General features: G+C 31.6%; 15 protein-coding genes. 9 read left to right on the top strand and 6 right to left on the bottom strand.

The window, feature by feature from the left end:
• Positions 1-6: 6 nt before the first annotated feature.
• Positions 7-702: a helix-turn-helix transcriptional regulator gene (locus CD034_RS09645; protein ID WP_037554333.1), complete on the bottom strand. Its 696-nt coding sequence runs from the start codon at positions 700-702 to the stop codon at positions 7-9.
• Between the two features lie 368 nt (positions 703-1,070).
• Here CD034_RS09645 and CD034_RS09640 point away from each other — a divergent pair, with 368 nt between their 5' ends.
• The 7 genes from CD034_RS09640 to CD034_RS09610 all read left to right on the top strand — a co-directional run bounded on the left by CD034_RS09640 (position 1,071) and on the right by CD034_RS09610 (position 8,935).
• A complete protein-coding gene (locus tag CD034_RS09640; RefSeq protein WP_002448358.1) occupies positions 1,071-1,850 on the top strand; it encodes an inositol monophosphatase family protein in 780 nt (259 codons plus the stop codon).
• Between the two features lie 115 nt (positions 1,851-1,965).
• Positions 1,966-2,913, top strand: coding sequence for an LCP family protein (locus CD034_RS09635; protein WP_103288323.1), 948 nt, complete (start codon positions 1,966-1,968; stop codon positions 2,911-2,913).
• A gap of 254 nt (positions 2,914-3,167) precedes the next feature.
• Positions 3,168-6,119, top strand: a complete 2,952-nt coding sequence (gene fdhF / locus CD034_RS09630) for a formate dehydrogenase subunit alpha (RefSeq protein ID WP_002448551.1) — start codon at positions 3,168-3,170, stop codon at positions 6,117-6,119.
• Between the two features lies 1 nt (position 6,120).
• The gene (locus CD034_RS09625) at positions 6,121-6,588 is read left to right on the top strand and encodes a helical membrane plugin domain-containing protein (protein ID WP_002448524.1); all 468 of its coding nucleotides are present in this window, start codon (positions 6,121-6,123) and stop codon (positions 6,586-6,588) included.
• Between the two features lie 165 nt (positions 6,589-6,753).
• Complete coding sequence (locus CD034_RS09620; protein WP_002448552.1) at positions 6,754-6,975, top strand: hypothetical protein; 222 nt, start codon at positions 6,754-6,756, stop codon at positions 6,973-6,975.
• A gap of 23 nt (positions 6,976-6,998) precedes the next feature.
• Positions 6,999-7,790 (top strand): N-acetylglucosaminidase, encoded by a 792-nt coding sequence (locus CD034_RS09615; protein WP_002454989.1) that lies wholly within the window; start codon positions 6,999-7,001, stop codon positions 7,788-7,790.
• 20 nt (positions 7,791-7,810) lie between these two features.
• A complete protein-coding gene (locus CD034_RS09610; RefSeq protein WP_103288322.1) occupies positions 7,811-8,935 on the top strand; it encodes an FAD-dependent monooxygenase in 1,125 nt (374 codons plus the stop codon).
• Between the two features lie 59 nt (positions 8,936-8,994).
• Here the strand turns inward: CD034_RS09610 and CD034_RS09605 are convergent, their stop codons facing one another.
• From CD034_RS09605 to CD034_RS09590, 4 genes are all read right to left on the bottom strand, one after another.
• Positions 8,995-9,954 (bottom strand): 2-hydroxyacid dehydrogenase family protein, encoded by a 960-nt coding sequence (locus tag CD034_RS09605; protein WP_103288321.1) that lies wholly within the window; start codon positions 9,952-9,954, stop codon positions 8,995-8,997.
• Between the two features lie 79 nt (positions 9,955-10,033).
• Positions 10,034-10,348 carry a DMT family transporter gene (locus tag CD034_RS09600; protein ID WP_002454990.1) on the bottom strand — a complete coding sequence of 105 codons (315 nt, stop codon included), beginning with the start codon at positions 10,346-10,348 and terminating at the stop codon, positions 10,034-10,036.
• 1 nt (position 10,349) lies between these two features.
• Positions 10,350-10,679, bottom strand: coding sequence for a DMT family transporter (locus tag CD034_RS09595; RefSeq protein ID WP_002448391.1), 330 nt, complete (start codon positions 10,677-10,679; stop codon positions 10,350-10,352).
• A 204-nt stretch (positions 10,680-10,883) separates the two neighbouring features.
• Positions 10,884-11,834 carry a CHAP domain-containing protein gene (locus CD034_RS09590; protein ID WP_103288320.1) on the bottom strand — a complete coding sequence of 317 codons (951 nt, stop codon included), beginning with the start codon at positions 11,832-11,834 and terminating at the stop codon, positions 10,884-10,886.
• 519 nt (positions 11,835-12,353) lie between these two features.
• On the opposite strand from CD034_RS09590, the gene CD034_RS09585 reads away from it, so the two are divergent.
• Both CD034_RS09585 and nhaC read left to right on the top strand, forming a co-directional pair.
• Positions 12,354-13,424, top strand: a complete 1,071-nt coding sequence (locus CD034_RS09585) for an NAD/NADP-dependent octopine/nopaline dehydrogenase family protein (protein ID WP_002448510.1) — start codon at positions 12,354-12,356, stop codon at positions 13,422-13,424.
• 56 nt (positions 13,425-13,480) lie between these two features.
• Complete coding sequence (nhaC, locus tag CD034_RS09580; RefSeq protein WP_002448535.1) at positions 13,481-14,866, top strand: Na+/H+ antiporter NhaC; 1,386 nt, start codon at positions 13,481-13,483, stop codon at positions 14,864-14,866.
• Between the two features lie 310 nt (positions 14,867-15,176).
• Here nhaC and CD034_RS09575 read toward each other — a convergent pair whose 3' ends face one another.
• Positions 15,177-15,953, bottom strand: coding sequence for a CHAP domain-containing protein (locus tag CD034_RS09575; RefSeq protein ID WP_002448555.1), 777 nt, complete (start codon positions 15,951-15,953; stop codon positions 15,177-15,179).
• Positions 15,954-16,127: the final 174 nt, after the last annotated feature.

Raw genomic sequence — 16,127 nt, 5'->3', positions numbered from 1 at the left:
TATTCATTATTCATTGTTTTTAGTCTGTAGAAATTCCTTATAGTTATGAATAGTAATATCGTATGTTTGAATCTTTTTTTCAAATGAATAAGAAATATCAACAATATTTAATATTGATAATTCACGAGTTCTACCGAATCCAATTTCATAAACAATAGCAAACCATTGACCGTTACGGCATAGTAAACCGATGAATATCACATTTTCTGCAGTAATTTCATTATTTTCTGAAAAGTCAACAAGCATAACATGTCTTTCGTTACTATAAATTAAAATTTCTGAAAATAGATGTGGTAATGTTAGAGAACGTGTATCTTCTAATTTAATATTATTGGAGATATGTTTCAGTATTTTTAGCATTTGTGTATTAGGTGTTTTTAAACATTTATTCATAATTGAACGAATGTCTTGAGTGTAAGGTAATGTAGAGTGAGATTGACTTTCTTGCAAAGTTAAAAATAGTGCAATAAGTTCAGATTCATTTAATTTAAGTTGAAAATAATGATCAGTATTTTGAATTTCATATCCACCATGTCTTCCTTTATGAGCGTATATATGAACGCCTTTAGATTCTAAGTCATTAATATCTCTAGTAATTGTACGGGTAGAAACATTAAATTGTTTTGCTAAATCAGAAGCATTGATTTTATGTCCTTGTTGAATTAATGACATCATTTGATTTTGTCTTTCCATTTTATTCAATATACTCACCACCTATGAACATTACATATTACATTAATTATAACATAAGACCGGGATTCAAGACATTTATAGTAATAAGTTGATTATAAGTGTAAAAATAAACTATTTTTATTTAGAAAACGCTTACAATTATTAGGTGATTATGCTAATATAATATTTGTAACAGGGTAGAACGATTTCAAACAAAGGGGTAGGGGCTATATAACAGATAGCTCAAGGTGAGTCGTTCGGGTTACATCGAAACATCTTCAATATTTATTACTTACTTTCCTTTCTATTTTGTCGGCTAGCAAATGACTAGCCGATTTTTTATTTTAAAAAAATAATATGTTATATGATAAGATGAATAAAAACGTTGAGGTGACATCATGCAAAATCAACAACTTCAATTTATAGATAAGCATATTACGAATTGGTTCCAACATTTAGATGATATTATTCCTAATTTAATTAAAAATATGGTTACAGAAACAAAAGAAAATCGATTCGATTTAGTTACAAATGTAGATAAACAAATCCAAAATGATTTCGAAGCCTATCTTGAAAAGTATTTTCCTACACATCAGTTATTAGCTGAAGAAAAAAATAATGATGGTATTGAACCCTATCAGGGACACCTTTGGATTATGGACCCTATTGATGGAACAGCCAATTTAGTGAAACAACAAGAAGATTATTGTATTATTTTAGCTTACTTTGAAAATGGACAACCTAAATTATCTTATATTTATGACTACGCTCATAAAATAATATATAAAGCAATTGAAGGTAAGGGAGCTTTCATGAATAATGTCAAACTTGAGTCTCCAGAAGTATTATCGCTTAAAGATACTATTGTTTCATTTGGTTCAGAATACGTGAGTGAAAATTTAAGTAAAGCTTTGTATCAATCGTCTTTTAGTGTGAGATATATAGGAGCTTGCGGATTAGATTCAGTGCGAGTAATTAAAGGACAATTTGGAGCACATTTTAATACCAATCCTAAACCTTGGGATATCGCAGCACAGTTTTTATTCGCTAAAGAATTAGGATTAGTGATGACGCAAATGGATGGGCAACATCTTGATTTCGCTAAAGGTGGTCCCTTTATTATTAGTAATAAAGGGTGCTACGAGGAGATATTAGCTATTATTAATGATGAACACTAATACTTCTATTCTTAGTTATTTGATATATTTCCTACTAAAGTTGTATAGTAAATTAAATCATTTAATATATAATAATGGAGATATATTTTAATATAAATAGAATAGGAGGAGGAAGATGCAACGTCCTGATAAGAAAAAACATTCCTCTAGTAAAATAATGAAATGGGTTATTAGTATACTTGTTGTGTTAGCTATCGTTGCTGTAGCCGTTATCGCAGCAACGATATTGATCACAGGTAATAAAATTCATAACCCGCTTCATCGTCAACAATCTGAATTGCGTTCTCATAATGTTAATTTAAGAAATGGAGATCCATTTACAATTGTCTTATTTGGTGTTGACTCTAATGCACAACGTAAAAGTACAAATGATGGTGAACGTAGTGATACAATAATGATTTTATCAGTGAATCCAAAGAAAAAAACGACTGAGCTTGTAAGTATTCCACGTGATACTCAAGCAGAAATCGTAGGAAGAGGTACAACTGAAAAAATTAATCATGCTTATGCTTATGGGGGCCCTACCATGGCTGTTAAATCATTAGAAAAACTAATGAATGTGCCAATAGATCACTATGCTACTATTGATATGGATGGATTACACGACATGATTGATTCGGTCGGCGGTGTTAACATAACGAGTAATGATACATTTACAGTTCAAGGTACAACATTTACTAAAGGGCAATCCACTCATGTTGATGGAGATACAGCTATGGCATTTATTAGAAGTCGTAAAGAAACAGGTGCAGGTGGCGATTTTGGACGTCAAGAACGTCAACAACTAGTTTTACAAGCTATGGCAAATAAAATGGTGAGTTCTTCAGCGATTACACATTTGCCATCATTAATTACTCAAATTCAAAAGAACGTCACAACCGATTTAACATTAGGAGACTTAAATGAAATTAGAAGTCATTATAAAGAGGCTAATGATACAGTGAATCGTCATCAGCTAGAAGGTACAGGTAGTATTCAAAATGACGGATTATGGTATTTTATTCCTAATGAAAGTTCAAAAGGGCAAATGACAGAGGTATTAAATAATAATTTGAAAAAATAAAAGATTGATATAGAATTTAAAAAATCTGAGACTCATTTATATGTCTCGGATTTTTTATTTAAAGATATAAAAATTTAAGAGTATATGCTTTATTTAAAAGAATAAAGAAAGGTCAATAGATAGTATTGAAAGCCTTAACATTATATGATTTTAGTTATACAATAATATTAATTCTGTATTGAATATGGGGAAACAATACAGAATCTTAATGAAATTGGTTGTTTACGGAATATAATTATAAGGTGGGGAAAGCAATGCAAGAACATTTAGTTTTAACCCTAGATGATGTGGATTATCTTGTAGAACCTGGAACAAATTTACTCGAATTTATTAAATCTCGTGATACTTTCGTGCCTTCAATTTGCTATAACGAATCCATGGGTCCAATTCAAACCTGTGATACTTGCATGGTTGAAATTGACGGTAAAGTTGAACGAGCGTGTAGTACAGTAGTTGACCGTCCGATGTCAGTCAATACTCAAAATAAACGAGTGAAAGCTAGCCAAAAAGAAGCATTAGATAGAATTTTAGAAAAGCATATGCTGTATTGTACGGTATGTGATTATAATAACGGTGATTGTGAGATTCACAATGCCATGGATGCATGGGGATTACAAGAACAATCATATGAATATAAAACAAAACCTTATGAAAAAGATTATGGTCCTTTCTATCGTTATGACCCAGACCAATGTATCCTATGTGGCAGATGTGTAGAAGCATGTCAAGATGTGGAAGTTAACGAAACACTTTCTATAGACTGGGATCGTGAGCACCCACGTGTGATTTGGGATAATGATGTTCCAATAAATGAATCGTCTTGTGTATCATGTGGTCAATGTGCGACAGTATGTCCATGTAATGCAATGATGGAAGTCAATATGGAGGGTAATGCAGGATATTTAACTGATACAGAACCGGGTTCATTAGCAGCTATGATTGATTTAACTAAAAAAGCTGAACCAGGAGATGGATTGTTATTTGCTGTGTCGGATTCTGAAGCAGAGATGCGCAAAGAAAGAATTAAAAAAACTAAAACAGTATGTACATATTGTGGTGTAGGATGTTCATTTGATGTATGGACAAAAGATAGAGAAATCTTAAAAGTTCAACCATCACACGACTCTCCAGCAAATAAAATCTCTACTTGTGTAAAAGGTAAATTCTCATGGGGACACATTAATTCGGATCAACGTTTAACTAAACCTTTAGTACGTAAAAATGGTGAATTTCATGAGGTTGAATGGGAAGAAGCCCTTGATGTTATAGAAGAGAACTTTAAGCGCATTAAAAATAAATATGGTGGCGATCATCTAGCATTTATCGCCTCTTCAAAAGGTACAAACGAAGAGTCATATTTAATGCAGAAACTTTCTCGCCAAGTATTTGGTTCAAATAATATTGATAATTGTTCGAGGTATTGTCAAGCACCTGCTACAAAAGGATTATTTAGAACGGTAGGACATGGCGGGGACTCAGGTTCTATTGATGACTTGGAAAAAGCAGCTATGACGGTACTTATTGGTACAAATACAGCAGAAGCACATCCAGTTATTGCTTCAAGAATTAAACGTGCACAGAAATTGTTTGGACAAAGAATGCATGTCTTTGATATTCGTAAACATGAAATGGCTGAACGTGCAGATGAATTTTATCAACCTAAACCTGGTACAGACTTAGTATGGTTGAGTGCTGTGACAAAATATATTATCGATCATCATTTACATGATATCGAATTTATTAAAAAGTGGGTTGACAATTTTGATGAATACTATGAGTCGTTAACTCCATTTTCATTAGAATTTACTGAAGAGGTTACAGGAATTTCAAAAGCGCGGTTAATTAGTTTCGCGGAAGAATGCGCAAAAGCAGAATCTGTAGCTATTTGTTGGGCAATGGGTGTCACACAACAAGATATTGGTAGTGATACAAGTACAGCAATTTCAAATCTTCTTCTTGTAACAGGTAACTATAGAAGACCTGGCACAGGGGCTTATCCATTACGCGGCCACAATAATGTTCAAGGTGCAAGTGATATGGGAAGTATGCCAGATCAATTTCCAGGTTATCAAATGATACACAATGATGAAATTAGAGCGAAATTTGAGAAAGAGTATGGTGTCACATTGAATCCAACGCCTGGTCGTGATAATCATCAAATGATGGATGGTATTCATGAAGGACAAATTCATTCACTATATTTGTATGGTGAAGATACAGGAATTGTAGATTCAAATATTAACTATGTACAATCTGCATTAGAAAAAGTTGAATTTTTGGTAGTTCAAGATGAATTTTTAACATTTACAGCAACGTATGCGGATGTTGTGTTACCAGCTAGTCCTTCGTTAGAAAAAGATGGCACATATACAAATACAGAGCGTAGAATTCAACGTATTAATCAAGCATTATCACCTTTAGGTGACTCAAAACCTGACTGGGTAATTTTCCAATTGATTGCTAAAAGAATGGGCTTTGATTGGAATTATAGTCATCCTTCAGAAATTATGGACGAAATTGCACGCTTAACACCTTCTTATTCAGGTGTCAGCTATGAAAGATTAGAAGGTTTTAACAGTTTACAATGGCCTGTAGCACCAGATGGTATAGATCAACCTACATTATATCTTGATGGCTTTAATTTCGATAATAAACGTGCAAAATTATTTAAATTAACATTTGATAATTTCTTTAAAGAAGATGAAGTATATGATTTACATGTGAATAATGGTCGCGTACTAGAACATTTCCATGAAGGAAATATGACATATCAAACAGAAATGATTAAATATAAAATGCCTCATGCATTTGTAGAAATTTCACCTGAATTAGCAAAAGATCGCGATATCCATGAGGGTGCAGAAGTAAAACTTATTTCTGATACAGGAGAAGCTACTTTAGTTGCTACAATTACTGATAGAGTTAAAGGAAAAGAGATATATATTCCTTTAAATAATGATGCTATGAGTAATGGTGATATAGGTGCTATAAATAAATTAACTAATAGTGACGCGGATTATGCTACACACACACCATCTTATAAACGTACACATTGTCGTTTAGAGGTTATAACTAGAAAAGGTAAATCTCCTTTAAATCCAACGAATTTCCGTGTAGATAAACATCGTCATCCACAATATAGTGTCCAAGTTCAGAAAAAATGGAAGCGTAAGGATTATATTTTCCCGGGAAATGTGGTGGATTAATATGGCTGAAAGAATAACTAAAATTAATCGTCTTGAAAAATCAAAGGAACAACTTAAATTGGAAAGTTTGAATGAAGTTACAGATGCAATTGTTGAAAATAAGGATAGTATTTTAAAAGCTATTCGTATTATTAAAAATTTAGATGATGCAAAACTCTTAGATGCTATTAACGGTGGTATTAAAGGTCGTCAAGTTATTATAAATAAATTCGCTACGGAATTAAATAAAGATATGTATACTGGACTGATTACAAATTTAGCTCCAATGGTATTTATGCTTGGAAATCTAGAAGTTAAAGAACTAAGTCAATTTTTAAATAAACTTAATAGTGGCTTACACGTAGCTAATCAAGCAAGTCCAAATGCCAAAATGACGATACGAAGCTTAATGAGTGTATTAAAAGATGATGATATGAATCGTAGCTTAACGTACATGCTAAATTTACTTAAAGGCATGTCTAGAAAATAAATTGAATAGATACGACTCCTTAATATAAGAATGAGATGACTTATGTTAAGGAGTTTTTTTAGAAATGAATTTGTAAAATATAGTATACATCTATTATGATAAAGTAGAGTGTATAAATTAAAGTGTAAGGAGAGAGGACTTATTCATCCAAATATTATTAAAATAATGACTATTATTTCTAATATTTTTGTTATATTAGGAATTATATTTTTAATTATGATGAAATTAATGTTAGCGATAGCAATGTTTGCCGTTTCATTGGCAATTAGTCTTGTTATTTTTAATGTATTATTTCGAGATCGTACGGGCATGAAAATTATTATTAATATTTCGTTTGCCATCGTCGTTATTGCTATTATAGTTGCATACAGTATGTTATCTAAATAAGACAATTAGAGGAATTTCAATTTATGAAATATAGAAATAGTAATCATTTACGTTTATCTATTATACTTTTTATGTTTGTTCTCATCATATTGATTGTATTACTTTGTATCAATCATAAGGATATACTACGTAATGATCGAAGATACAGTTTTCAAGAGGCCTTTCAAAAGCAAACCCAATCAAACCAATTAAATACCATTGATAAAAATAATCAGTTTGTTCTAGCGAATAATAATGAAGTGAAAAGAGCAATGAGTATTTCTAAAAAAGATAATGATTTAAAATATATGGATTTATCTAAAACGGTTCCAATGAATGAAGATGAGGTAAAACATATACTTAAAAATAAAGGTATTTTAACAGATCAGGCCCAAACATTTTTAAAGGCCCAAGATAAGTACCAAGTTAATATTATATATTTAATGAATCATGCAATAATAGAAACAGCAAATGGTCAATCCGAACTGGCTAATGGTATTAAAGAGAATAATCATAAATACTATAATTTTTTTGGAATTGGTGCATTTGATCAAGATGCCATTGCTACTGGTCATAGTTATGCTAAAGAGCATGATTGGACAACACCAAGTAAAGCAATTATGGGCGGTGCAGCTTTTATTCGTCATCAATATTTTGAAAACGAACAAATTACGCTTTATCAAATGAGATGGAATCCTAAAAATCCAGGGTCTCATCAATATGCGAGCGATATTGAGTGGGCAGATAAAATTGCAGATAATATGAAAAAAGATTATGAACGTTTGGGTATAAAAAAAGATAAGATACGTAGGAATTACTATATATCTAATAAATAGAGATATTGAGGTGTAATAGAATGAAAGTTGCAGTGATAGGTGCTGGTATCGGAGGTTTAACGGTTGCAGCCCTTTTACAAGAACAAGGGCATGATGTCAAAGTCTTTGAGAGAAAGACTGATATTAAAGAAGTAGGTGCTGGTATTGGCATCGGTGATAACGTTTTAAAAAAACTCGGTAATCATGATTTAGCTAAAGGTATCAAAAATGCCGGACAAAATTTAAAATCATTAAATATCTATAGCGATAAAGGCGACTTGCTTACATCAGCTAAATTGAAAGAGGGAACATTAAATGTGACGTTATCTCGTCAGTCATTAATAGAGTTAATATATTCATATATAAAACCTAATACTGTATTTACAGATTATGAAGTGACTAAAGTGGATGTTCAATCTGAACTGCCAATGCTTCATTTCTCAAAACATGCAAGTCAGACGTTTGATTTATGTATTGGCGCGGATGGTATTCATTCAGCTGTTAGAAAAGCATTATTCCCAGACTCTAAAGTGATTTATCAAGGTTATACGTGCTTTAGAGGAATGATAGATGAAGTGGACATAATGAATCAATATACAGCAGATGAATATTGGGGAAGACGTGGACGCGTGGGTATTGTGCCTCTAATCAATAATCAAGCCTATTGGTTTATTACAATTAATGCAAATGAAAAAGATCCTAAATATGTATCATTTGAAAAACCACATTTGCAGGCTTATTTTAATCATTATCCTAATCAAGTGAGAGCATTGTTAGATAAACAAAGTGAAACAGGTATTATTAAAAACGATTTATATGATTTAAAACCTTTAACTTCATTTGTACATCATCGTACAGTCTTACTAGGAGATGCTGCCCATGCAATGACGCCAAACATGGGTCAGGGCGCAGGACAAGCAATGGAAGATGCTATCGTTTTAGCTAATTGTATTGCTTCTTATGACTTAAAAAAAGCATTACAGCGATATAATAAATTACGTGTAAAACATACTAAAAAAGTAATAAAACGCTCTCGAAAAATCGGACATATTGCTCAAAAAGATAATAAACTAGTTGTTGCATTGCGCAATTCTATCATGAAACATATGCCAAAACGATTTTTTAGTGGTCAAACTAAATTTTTATATAAAACAAAAGATAAATAAGGAGTGATCATAGAATTCACTATGGATTCTATGATCACTCCTTATTATTTTATTTAATATTATTTTTTATTAACAACAAATTGCGGTTCTTCACCATTCAATTTTTTAATTGTATCATTAGCTACAATTTTAGACATCATTTCACGAGCTTCAAACGTAGCATTACCGATGTGTGGCGTAATGACTACGTTATCTAAAGATTTCAAGCCTTCAGTAATATCTGGCTCGAATTCATACACATCGAGAGCTGCACCTTCAATATCTTTATGTTTCAATGCATCAACAAGTGCTTGTTCATTAACGATTGGTCCACGTCCTGCATTGACTAAATAAGCAGTCGATTTCATTTTTTTAAATTGTTCTGAATCAATCATATGGTGTATATCTGGATTGTAAGCAGCGTTGATTGTAATAAAATCAGAGTGTTCTAATAATGTATCTAAATCAACGTATTTAGCACCAATTTCACGTTCTTTTTCCTTTTTTTGGTGAGGACCTGTATAAAGGATATCCATATCAAATCCTTTTGCACGTTTAGCTACTGCACTACCAATTTCTCCAAATCCGATAATACCAAGTGTTTTGCCTGAGACTTCACGGCCTCTAAAGAATAATGGCGCCCAACCATCAAATCCTTTTGTACGAGAAAGTTTGTCACCTTCAACGATACGACGAGCAATTGCTAATACTAAACCGAATGTTAATTCAGCAGTTGCAGCTGTAGATGCTTTTGGTGTATTTGTAACATCAATATTTTTTTCACGTGCATAATCTACATCTACATTATTAAACCCAGCGCCATAATTGGCAATAATTTTAAGATTTTCACCGCTGTCAATCACTTCTTTATCTACATTAGTAGATAAAATACTAATCAAAGCAGAAGCATCTTTGACACCTTTTTTTAATGTTTCTTTATCGATGATATCTTCACCTTCATATATGTCTACTTCAAAATGTTCTTTAAGTAGATTTAAACCAGCTTCTGGAATTTTACCAGCTATATATACTTTTTCCATCCATCTCACTCCTTTGTAATCTTTCAAATTAAGTATAATGGAAGAAAGATAGGGACACAAAGAATTTATATGAATAAAGTTATTGTATTATTTTTAAAGCAATTACGGATATTAAGATTAAAGCAATACAAAATATACGAATAAATTTTTTTGATTCATTATAGAAAATCATACCTACAATGGTACCTCCAGCAGTCCCAATCCCTGTCCATATTGCATAGGCAGTTCCCATCGAAATCGTCTGCATAGATAGTTTTAAAGTACTAAAGCTAAATATAAATGTAAGCGCACCTAGTAGAATATATATTTTTTTATGTGTACGATTCAGTTCATTTAAGAAAACAACACCTAAAATCTCAAAGCATCCTGCAACTAAAAGGTATAACCACGCCATTTTATAGACCTCCTTCAGATTGGTCATCAGTAGAAATCTTTAATCCGATAATACCTATAATTAATAAAATAATAAATAATAATTTCATAGGTGAAATAACGTGATTAATAAATAACATATCAACAATGACTGTTCCTGCAGCGCCTATACCAACAAAAACAGCATAAACAGTACCTACTGGAAGTTGTTTTGTAGCAGAAAGCATTAAATAAAAACTTAAAGCAATAAATAATAAAGTGATAAGCCAAGTAAACGTATTATGAGCGTAATTTAAACACGTAACCCAAACAACTTCTATCAATCCAGATAAAATGACCTTTAACCATTGCATTACATCCATTACTCCTTGTAGTATTTTTGATAAGTAAAAACATTTTCTCAGACAATTATGAGTTATGCAATTTTAGAAAATAGAAAAGTGAGAAAGAATTCATTGTGAATTCATTTTCTCACTTTTAAATTAATGAAAATATAATCTTAAAGGTGATATTAAACGGTAATATATTTATATTCAAGTTATATCAATCTTAGATATTTATGATAAATGAATATAATTATAAGAACTTACTTCGCTTACTGAAATTGTACGTGTATCCGTCACGTAGGCGCCACCTGTATAATTCATTTCTGAAATTGTAATTGATCCATCACTATTTACACTTTCTACATAAGCCACATGTCCTAAACTTCCTGCTGTGGTTTGTAAAATTGAACCAGCTTTGGCATGATGATTAACTGTGTATCCAGCTGCTTTTGCAGCATTTGCCCAGTTATTTGCATTACCCCATGTTGAACCAATAGCACCATTCACTTTGTCATATACATACCATGTACATTGACCAGCGGTGTACAAGTTGTTCTTAGTTGAAGATGTTGTCTTAGTTGATGTACTCGTTACACTTGAGGAATTTGAAGTAGATGAACTACTAGATGACGTAGTATGAGATACACTATTTAATTTATTCATTGTAGATGTGGCGCTAGCTACATCTTCTGTAGTATGACTGGCTAAATGTAGATTAGGATTTGTATGATTGTTTGAGTAAATAGTATTAGTGAAATGAGAAGGTGCTTGCTTGTTAGTGACGATTTTTTTAGATTTTGCTTCATTATAGTGAATTACATTTTGATTTTGCTTTTGTTGATTCAAATGTTGAGTAGGTTGATTTTGTGCGTTGTAGTTTGATTGACCAAAATGATATCTTTGATTATTTAGATTTGAATGATTAATTTGACGTGCTTGATGTGCTATATTAGATTGACTTGTCTGTTGATGATTATAGCCTTGCTTTTGAAGTTGATTCTGATTTTGTTGGTGATTTAAATTTTGTTGTTGTTCACTATTATTATGTTGTTTTTGTTGATTCACTTGTTGAGTAGCTTGATTTTGAGTTAATTCTGCTGCATCTGCATGATGTATATTTAATCCAAAAGCAGAGACTCCAATTCCTGCTGTCAGTGTTGATAATGTAATTAATTTTTTCATAAATAAAGTCCTCCCAAATACTATTCAACAATAGGATAATTTTAGCGATATGTTGAATATGTTTTAACATTAACTTGTCGCTGTTAACGATAAGTCATACTTTATCAGATAAAAACATGTAGTAGGGCATTGTTACTTTACCGTAAATGAAATTCAAAATTCTTGTACAACGATGTAATAAAAATCTGTTTAATATTTCTTAATGAAATATTTCTTGCAAACTGCATGTTTGCTATACATTTTCTAATTTTTTGAAAATATTAATAGAATTTATATTACAGCACCTTGTAATAAACTTATTTTATATAAAGATATATACATAAAGGATAAGCGGTTACATTTATGGAGATTTATTTGATATCATACTACTAATAGTGTTTGTAAAAATTTAAATTAGGCTATAGAATAAAATAATACTATTTTGAAGATGCAGTATTTATATCTGCATCTTTATTTATTGATAATAATTTTTTAGATGACTATTAAAAATTCTAAATAGAGAAATGAGGAATGATAACTATGAAAATTGCAATAGTAGGATCAGGAAATGGTGCGGTTACAGCTGCAGTAGATATGGTCAATCAAGGACATGAAGTCAAATTATATTGTCGAAATTCATCAATTCACAAATTTGATAGAGCGTTAGAAAAAGGTGGATTTGATTTTAATAATGAAGGTCATGAAACGTTTGTACCTTTTACAAATATTAGTGATGATATTGAATATGTATTAAAAGATGCAGAAGTGATACAAGTAGTGATTCCTTCATCTTACATTGAATATTATGCGAAAGTGATGTCCCATTATATAACGGCGGAACAAATTATTTTCTTTAATATCGCAGCAGCTATGGGATCAATTCGATTTATGAATGTATTAGAAGAACGTCATATTAATATTCAACCTAAATATGCAGAAGCTAATACCCTTACTTACGGGACACGTGTAGATTTTGAAGAGGCTCGAGTGGATTTATCTCTTAATGTAAGAAAAGTCTTTTTCTCAACATACAATAAGAGAGAGTTAAATGAATGTTTTGATAAAGTGAGCCAATTGTATCCACAATTAGTAAAAGAAGAAAGTTTGTGGAAAACGAATCTAGAAAATGGAAATCCTGAAGTTCATCCAGCTCCTACACTATTAAATGTAGGCCGTATAGATTATGCAGATACATTTGCATTATATAAAGAAGGTATCACAAAACATACAGTGCGACTTTTACATGCTGTAGAATTAGAACGTCTAACTTTAGGGCGTAAATTAGGATTTGAATTATTAACTGCTAAAGAAGCGCGTATTCAACGAGGTTATTTAGAACGTAAAGACGAGGATGAACCGCTAAATCGTTTATTTAATACAAGTCCTGTATTTTCACAAATTCCAGGACCGAACTCTGTAGAAAATCGTTATCTTACTGAAGATATCGCATATGGACTTGTATTATGGTCAAGTTTAGGACGTGAAATTGGTGTAGATACACCGAATATTGATGCGATAATTACCATTGCCTCTACTATTCTCGAACGTGATTTCTTTAATGAAGGACTAACAGTAGAAGAACTTGGTTTAGATAAATTAGGATTAAAATAAGTATAATGTTTGGTATAGAAAAGAGGTCTTAAGAAAAAAGAAAAAGGAGCAGATATATGAAAAGAAAACCCACATTTCTAGAAGCAATATCTACAATTATTGTCATGGTAATAGTTGTTACAATTGGATTTGTTAAATTCAATATCCCTATTCAAGTATTGTTACTTATCGCTTCAACCTACGCTGCTTTTATTGCTATGCGTGTCGGTTTAAAATGGAAAGACTTGGAAGAAGGAATTACACATCGATTGACAACAGCTATGCCTGCTATTTTCATTATTTTGGCTGTAGGTATCATTGTAGGTAGCTGGATGTACGCAGGCACTGTACCTGCATTAATCTACTATGGACTTAAGTTTTTGAATCCTAGTTATTTTCTAATTTCGGCATTTATCATTTCGGCTATATGTAGTTTAGCAACCGGGACAGCTTGGGGATCTGCATCTACAGCTGGGATTGCCTTAATATCTATTGGAAGTCAACTTGGTATAAATCAAGGAATGGCAGCAGGTGCAATTATTGCAGGTGCAGTATTTGGAGATAAAATGTCACCTTTATCAGATACAACCAATCTTGCTGCACTCGTAACAAAAGTAAACATTTTTTCTCATATTAGAGCAATGATGTGGACAACCATTCCAGCATCAATCATTGGACTTATCGTATGGTTTTTTGCTGGATTAAACTCCCAAGGTAATGTAAATACAAAGCAAATAAAAGAACTTTTAAATGAACTAGCTAGTATTTATAATATTAATTTTTTCGTATGGATTCCCTTAATTGTGATTATCATTTGTTTAATACTAAAAATTTCAACTGTTCCATCTATGCTTGTTTCAGCGTTGAGTGCTATTTTGATAGGTAAGTTTAATAATGGATTTAAATTTGTAGATGGTTTTAAAGCAACGTTTGATGGCTTTACATCATCTATGACTGGTCATTCTCATGTCACCGAAAATGCAAAAACATTGATTGAACAAGGTGGAATGATGAGTATGACACAAATCATTGTGACCATTTTTTGTGGTTATGCATTTGCAGGTATTGTAGAGAAATCTGGTTGTTTAGATGTAATGTTACAAACTGTTGCAAAAGGTGTTAAATCTGTTGGTACCCTCGTCCTTATTACTGTTCTATCGTCTCTAATGTTGGTATTTGCTGCTGGTGTGGCGTCAATTGTTATTATTATGGTTGGGGTACTTATGAAAGACATGTTTGAAGATATGAATTTAGATAGAAGTAATTTATCTCGTACATTAGAAGATTCCAGTACTATGGTCCTACCATTAATTCCTTGGGGAACATCAGGTATTTACTATGCGCAACAATTAGGAGTTTCAGTTGATCAATTCTTTATTTGGGCAGTACCATGTTATTTATGTGCTATATTAGCAATTATTTATGGATTTACTGGCATTGGAATACGTAAAAAAATAAATTAAATGATTAATTTGATGTTTAATTCCCCTATAATATGGAAATAACAAATTAGGATTAAAGTATTGATGAGAAACATAGTAGCGATGTTATTTAAAAAATACATTAATTTTAGATATCCTAAAAAATGAATTAAAAGAGGATTTAATTTTTGTGGCGAGAATTCAATCCATAATAATGAATTGATTAATATGATAACTTAAAGCGTTCGAAACACTAAATTAAAGTAAAGTTTCGAACGCTTTTTGTATTATGCATAAAAAAAAGATTTAGAATTCATATTGAATTCTAAATCTTTTTTCTTTATCAATTTAATTAATGAATGAAATTATATGAAGCAGCTTCACTTGAAGAAAGTGTACGAGATGTTACTACACCTACACCATGACCATAATTCATTTCAGACACTGTGATTGAACCATTACTATTTACATTTTCAACATATGCTACGTGACCGTAAGCACCAGCAGTAGATTGCATAATTGCGCCTGCAGATGGACGGTTATTTACTGTGTAACCAGCAGATGCTGCAGCATTTGCCCAGTTATTTGCGTTACCCCAAGTCGAACCGATTTTACCACCTACACGGTCATATACATAATATGTACATTGGCCAGAAGTGTAGTAGTTTCTACCTGAGCTAACAGAGTTAGAAATTGAAACACCTGTTGATGAAGGTGCAGTTACAGTAGTTACTTTTACATTATTATTAGAAGTAGAAGCAGCACCTAAACCACCAGTTTGTTGATTACTTGTTGTGTAAGATTGTGTTGGATTACTAGCAACTTGATTTGAGTTATTAGTATTATAGTTGTTATAACTATAAGTTGAATTTGTATTAGAATAATTATTATATGTATTGTAGTTATAATTGTAATTATAGTTAGAATGATTTAAACGATCTGGGCTCCAGTTACCTTTCCAAGTGTAATGGTAGTTACCTTGTTGATCGATAGTGTAAGAGTAGCTATATGAAGTAGGATCATTTGGATTATATCCTTGTTCAGCTGCATGAGCTTCATGTCCTTGTCCGGCGATAGCAATTGCGGCAACTCCTGCAGTAGCGATTGTAGCTGTAGCGATTTTTTTCATTATAAATTTCCTCCTGAGAATTAAATTAATATTATTTTATATTTAATAGTCATTTGTTAACTTAGTCTTTAAATCATTTTACTTAACGACAAGAAATACTTTATCAAAAAAATTACAATTTGTGGGGAATGTTAACGATTTGTAATTTTTCGATAATATAAAAGCTTGTAAATT

The sequence above is a fragment of the Staphylococcus hominis subsp. hominis genome, assembly GCF_002901845.1.
GTDB lineage: Bacteria > Bacillota > Bacilli > Staphylococcales > Staphylococcaceae > Staphylococcus > Staphylococcus hominis.
The sequence above is the reverse complement of the archived record's forward strand: the minus strand, read 5'-3'. Positions and strand labels throughout refer to the sequence as shown.

Coding starts and splice junctions, on each gene's coding strand:
- CD034_RS09640 (WP_002448358.1), top strand. CDS start 1,071: ATGCAAAATCAACAACTTCAATTTATAGATAAGCATATTACGAATTGG.
- CD034_RS09635 (WP_103288323.1), top strand. CDS start 1,966: ATGCAACGTCCTGATAAGAAAAAACATTCCTCTAGTAAAATAATGAAA.
- fdhF (WP_002448551.1), top strand. CDS start 3,168: ATGCAAGAACATTTAGTTTTAACCCTAGATGATGTGGATTATCTTGTA.
- CD034_RS09625 (WP_002448524.1), top strand. CDS start 6,121: ATGGCTGAAAGAATAACTAAAATTAATCGTCTTGAAAAATCAAAGGAA.
- CD034_RS09620 (WP_002448552.1), top strand. CDS start 6,754: ATGACTATTATTTCTAATATTTTTGTTATATTAGGAATTATATTTTTA.
- CD034_RS09615 (WP_002454989.1), top strand. CDS start 6,999: ATGAAATATAGAAATAGTAATCATTTACGTTTATCTATTATACTTTTT.
- CD034_RS09610 (WP_103288322.1), top strand. CDS start 7,811: ATGAAAGTTGCAGTGATAGGTGCTGGTATCGGAGGTTTAACGGTTGCA.
- CD034_RS09605 (WP_103288321.1), bottom strand. CDS start 9,954: ATGGAAAAAGTATATATAGCTGGTAAAATTCCAGAAGCTGGTTTAAAT.
- CD034_RS09600 (WP_002454990.1), bottom strand. CDS start 10,348: ATGGCGTGGTTATACCTTTTAGTTGCAGGATGCTTTGAGATTTTAGGT.
- CD034_RS09595 (WP_002448391.1), bottom strand. CDS start 10,679: ATGCAATGGTTAAAGGTCATTTTATCTGGATTGATAGAAGTTGTTTGG.
- CD034_RS09590 (WP_103288320.1), bottom strand. CDS start 11,834: ATGAAAAAATTAATTACATTATCAACACTGACAGCAGGAATTGGAGTC.
- CD034_RS09585 (WP_002448510.1), top strand. CDS start 12,354: ATGAAAATTGCAATAGTAGGATCAGGAAATGGTGCGGTTACAGCTGCA.
- nhaC (WP_002448535.1), top strand. CDS start 13,481: ATGAAAAGAAAACCCACATTTCTAGAAGCAATATCTACAATTATTGTC.
- CD034_RS09575 (WP_002448555.1), bottom strand. CDS start 15,953: ATGAAAAAAATCGCTACAGCTACAATCGCTACTGCAGGAGTTGCCGCA.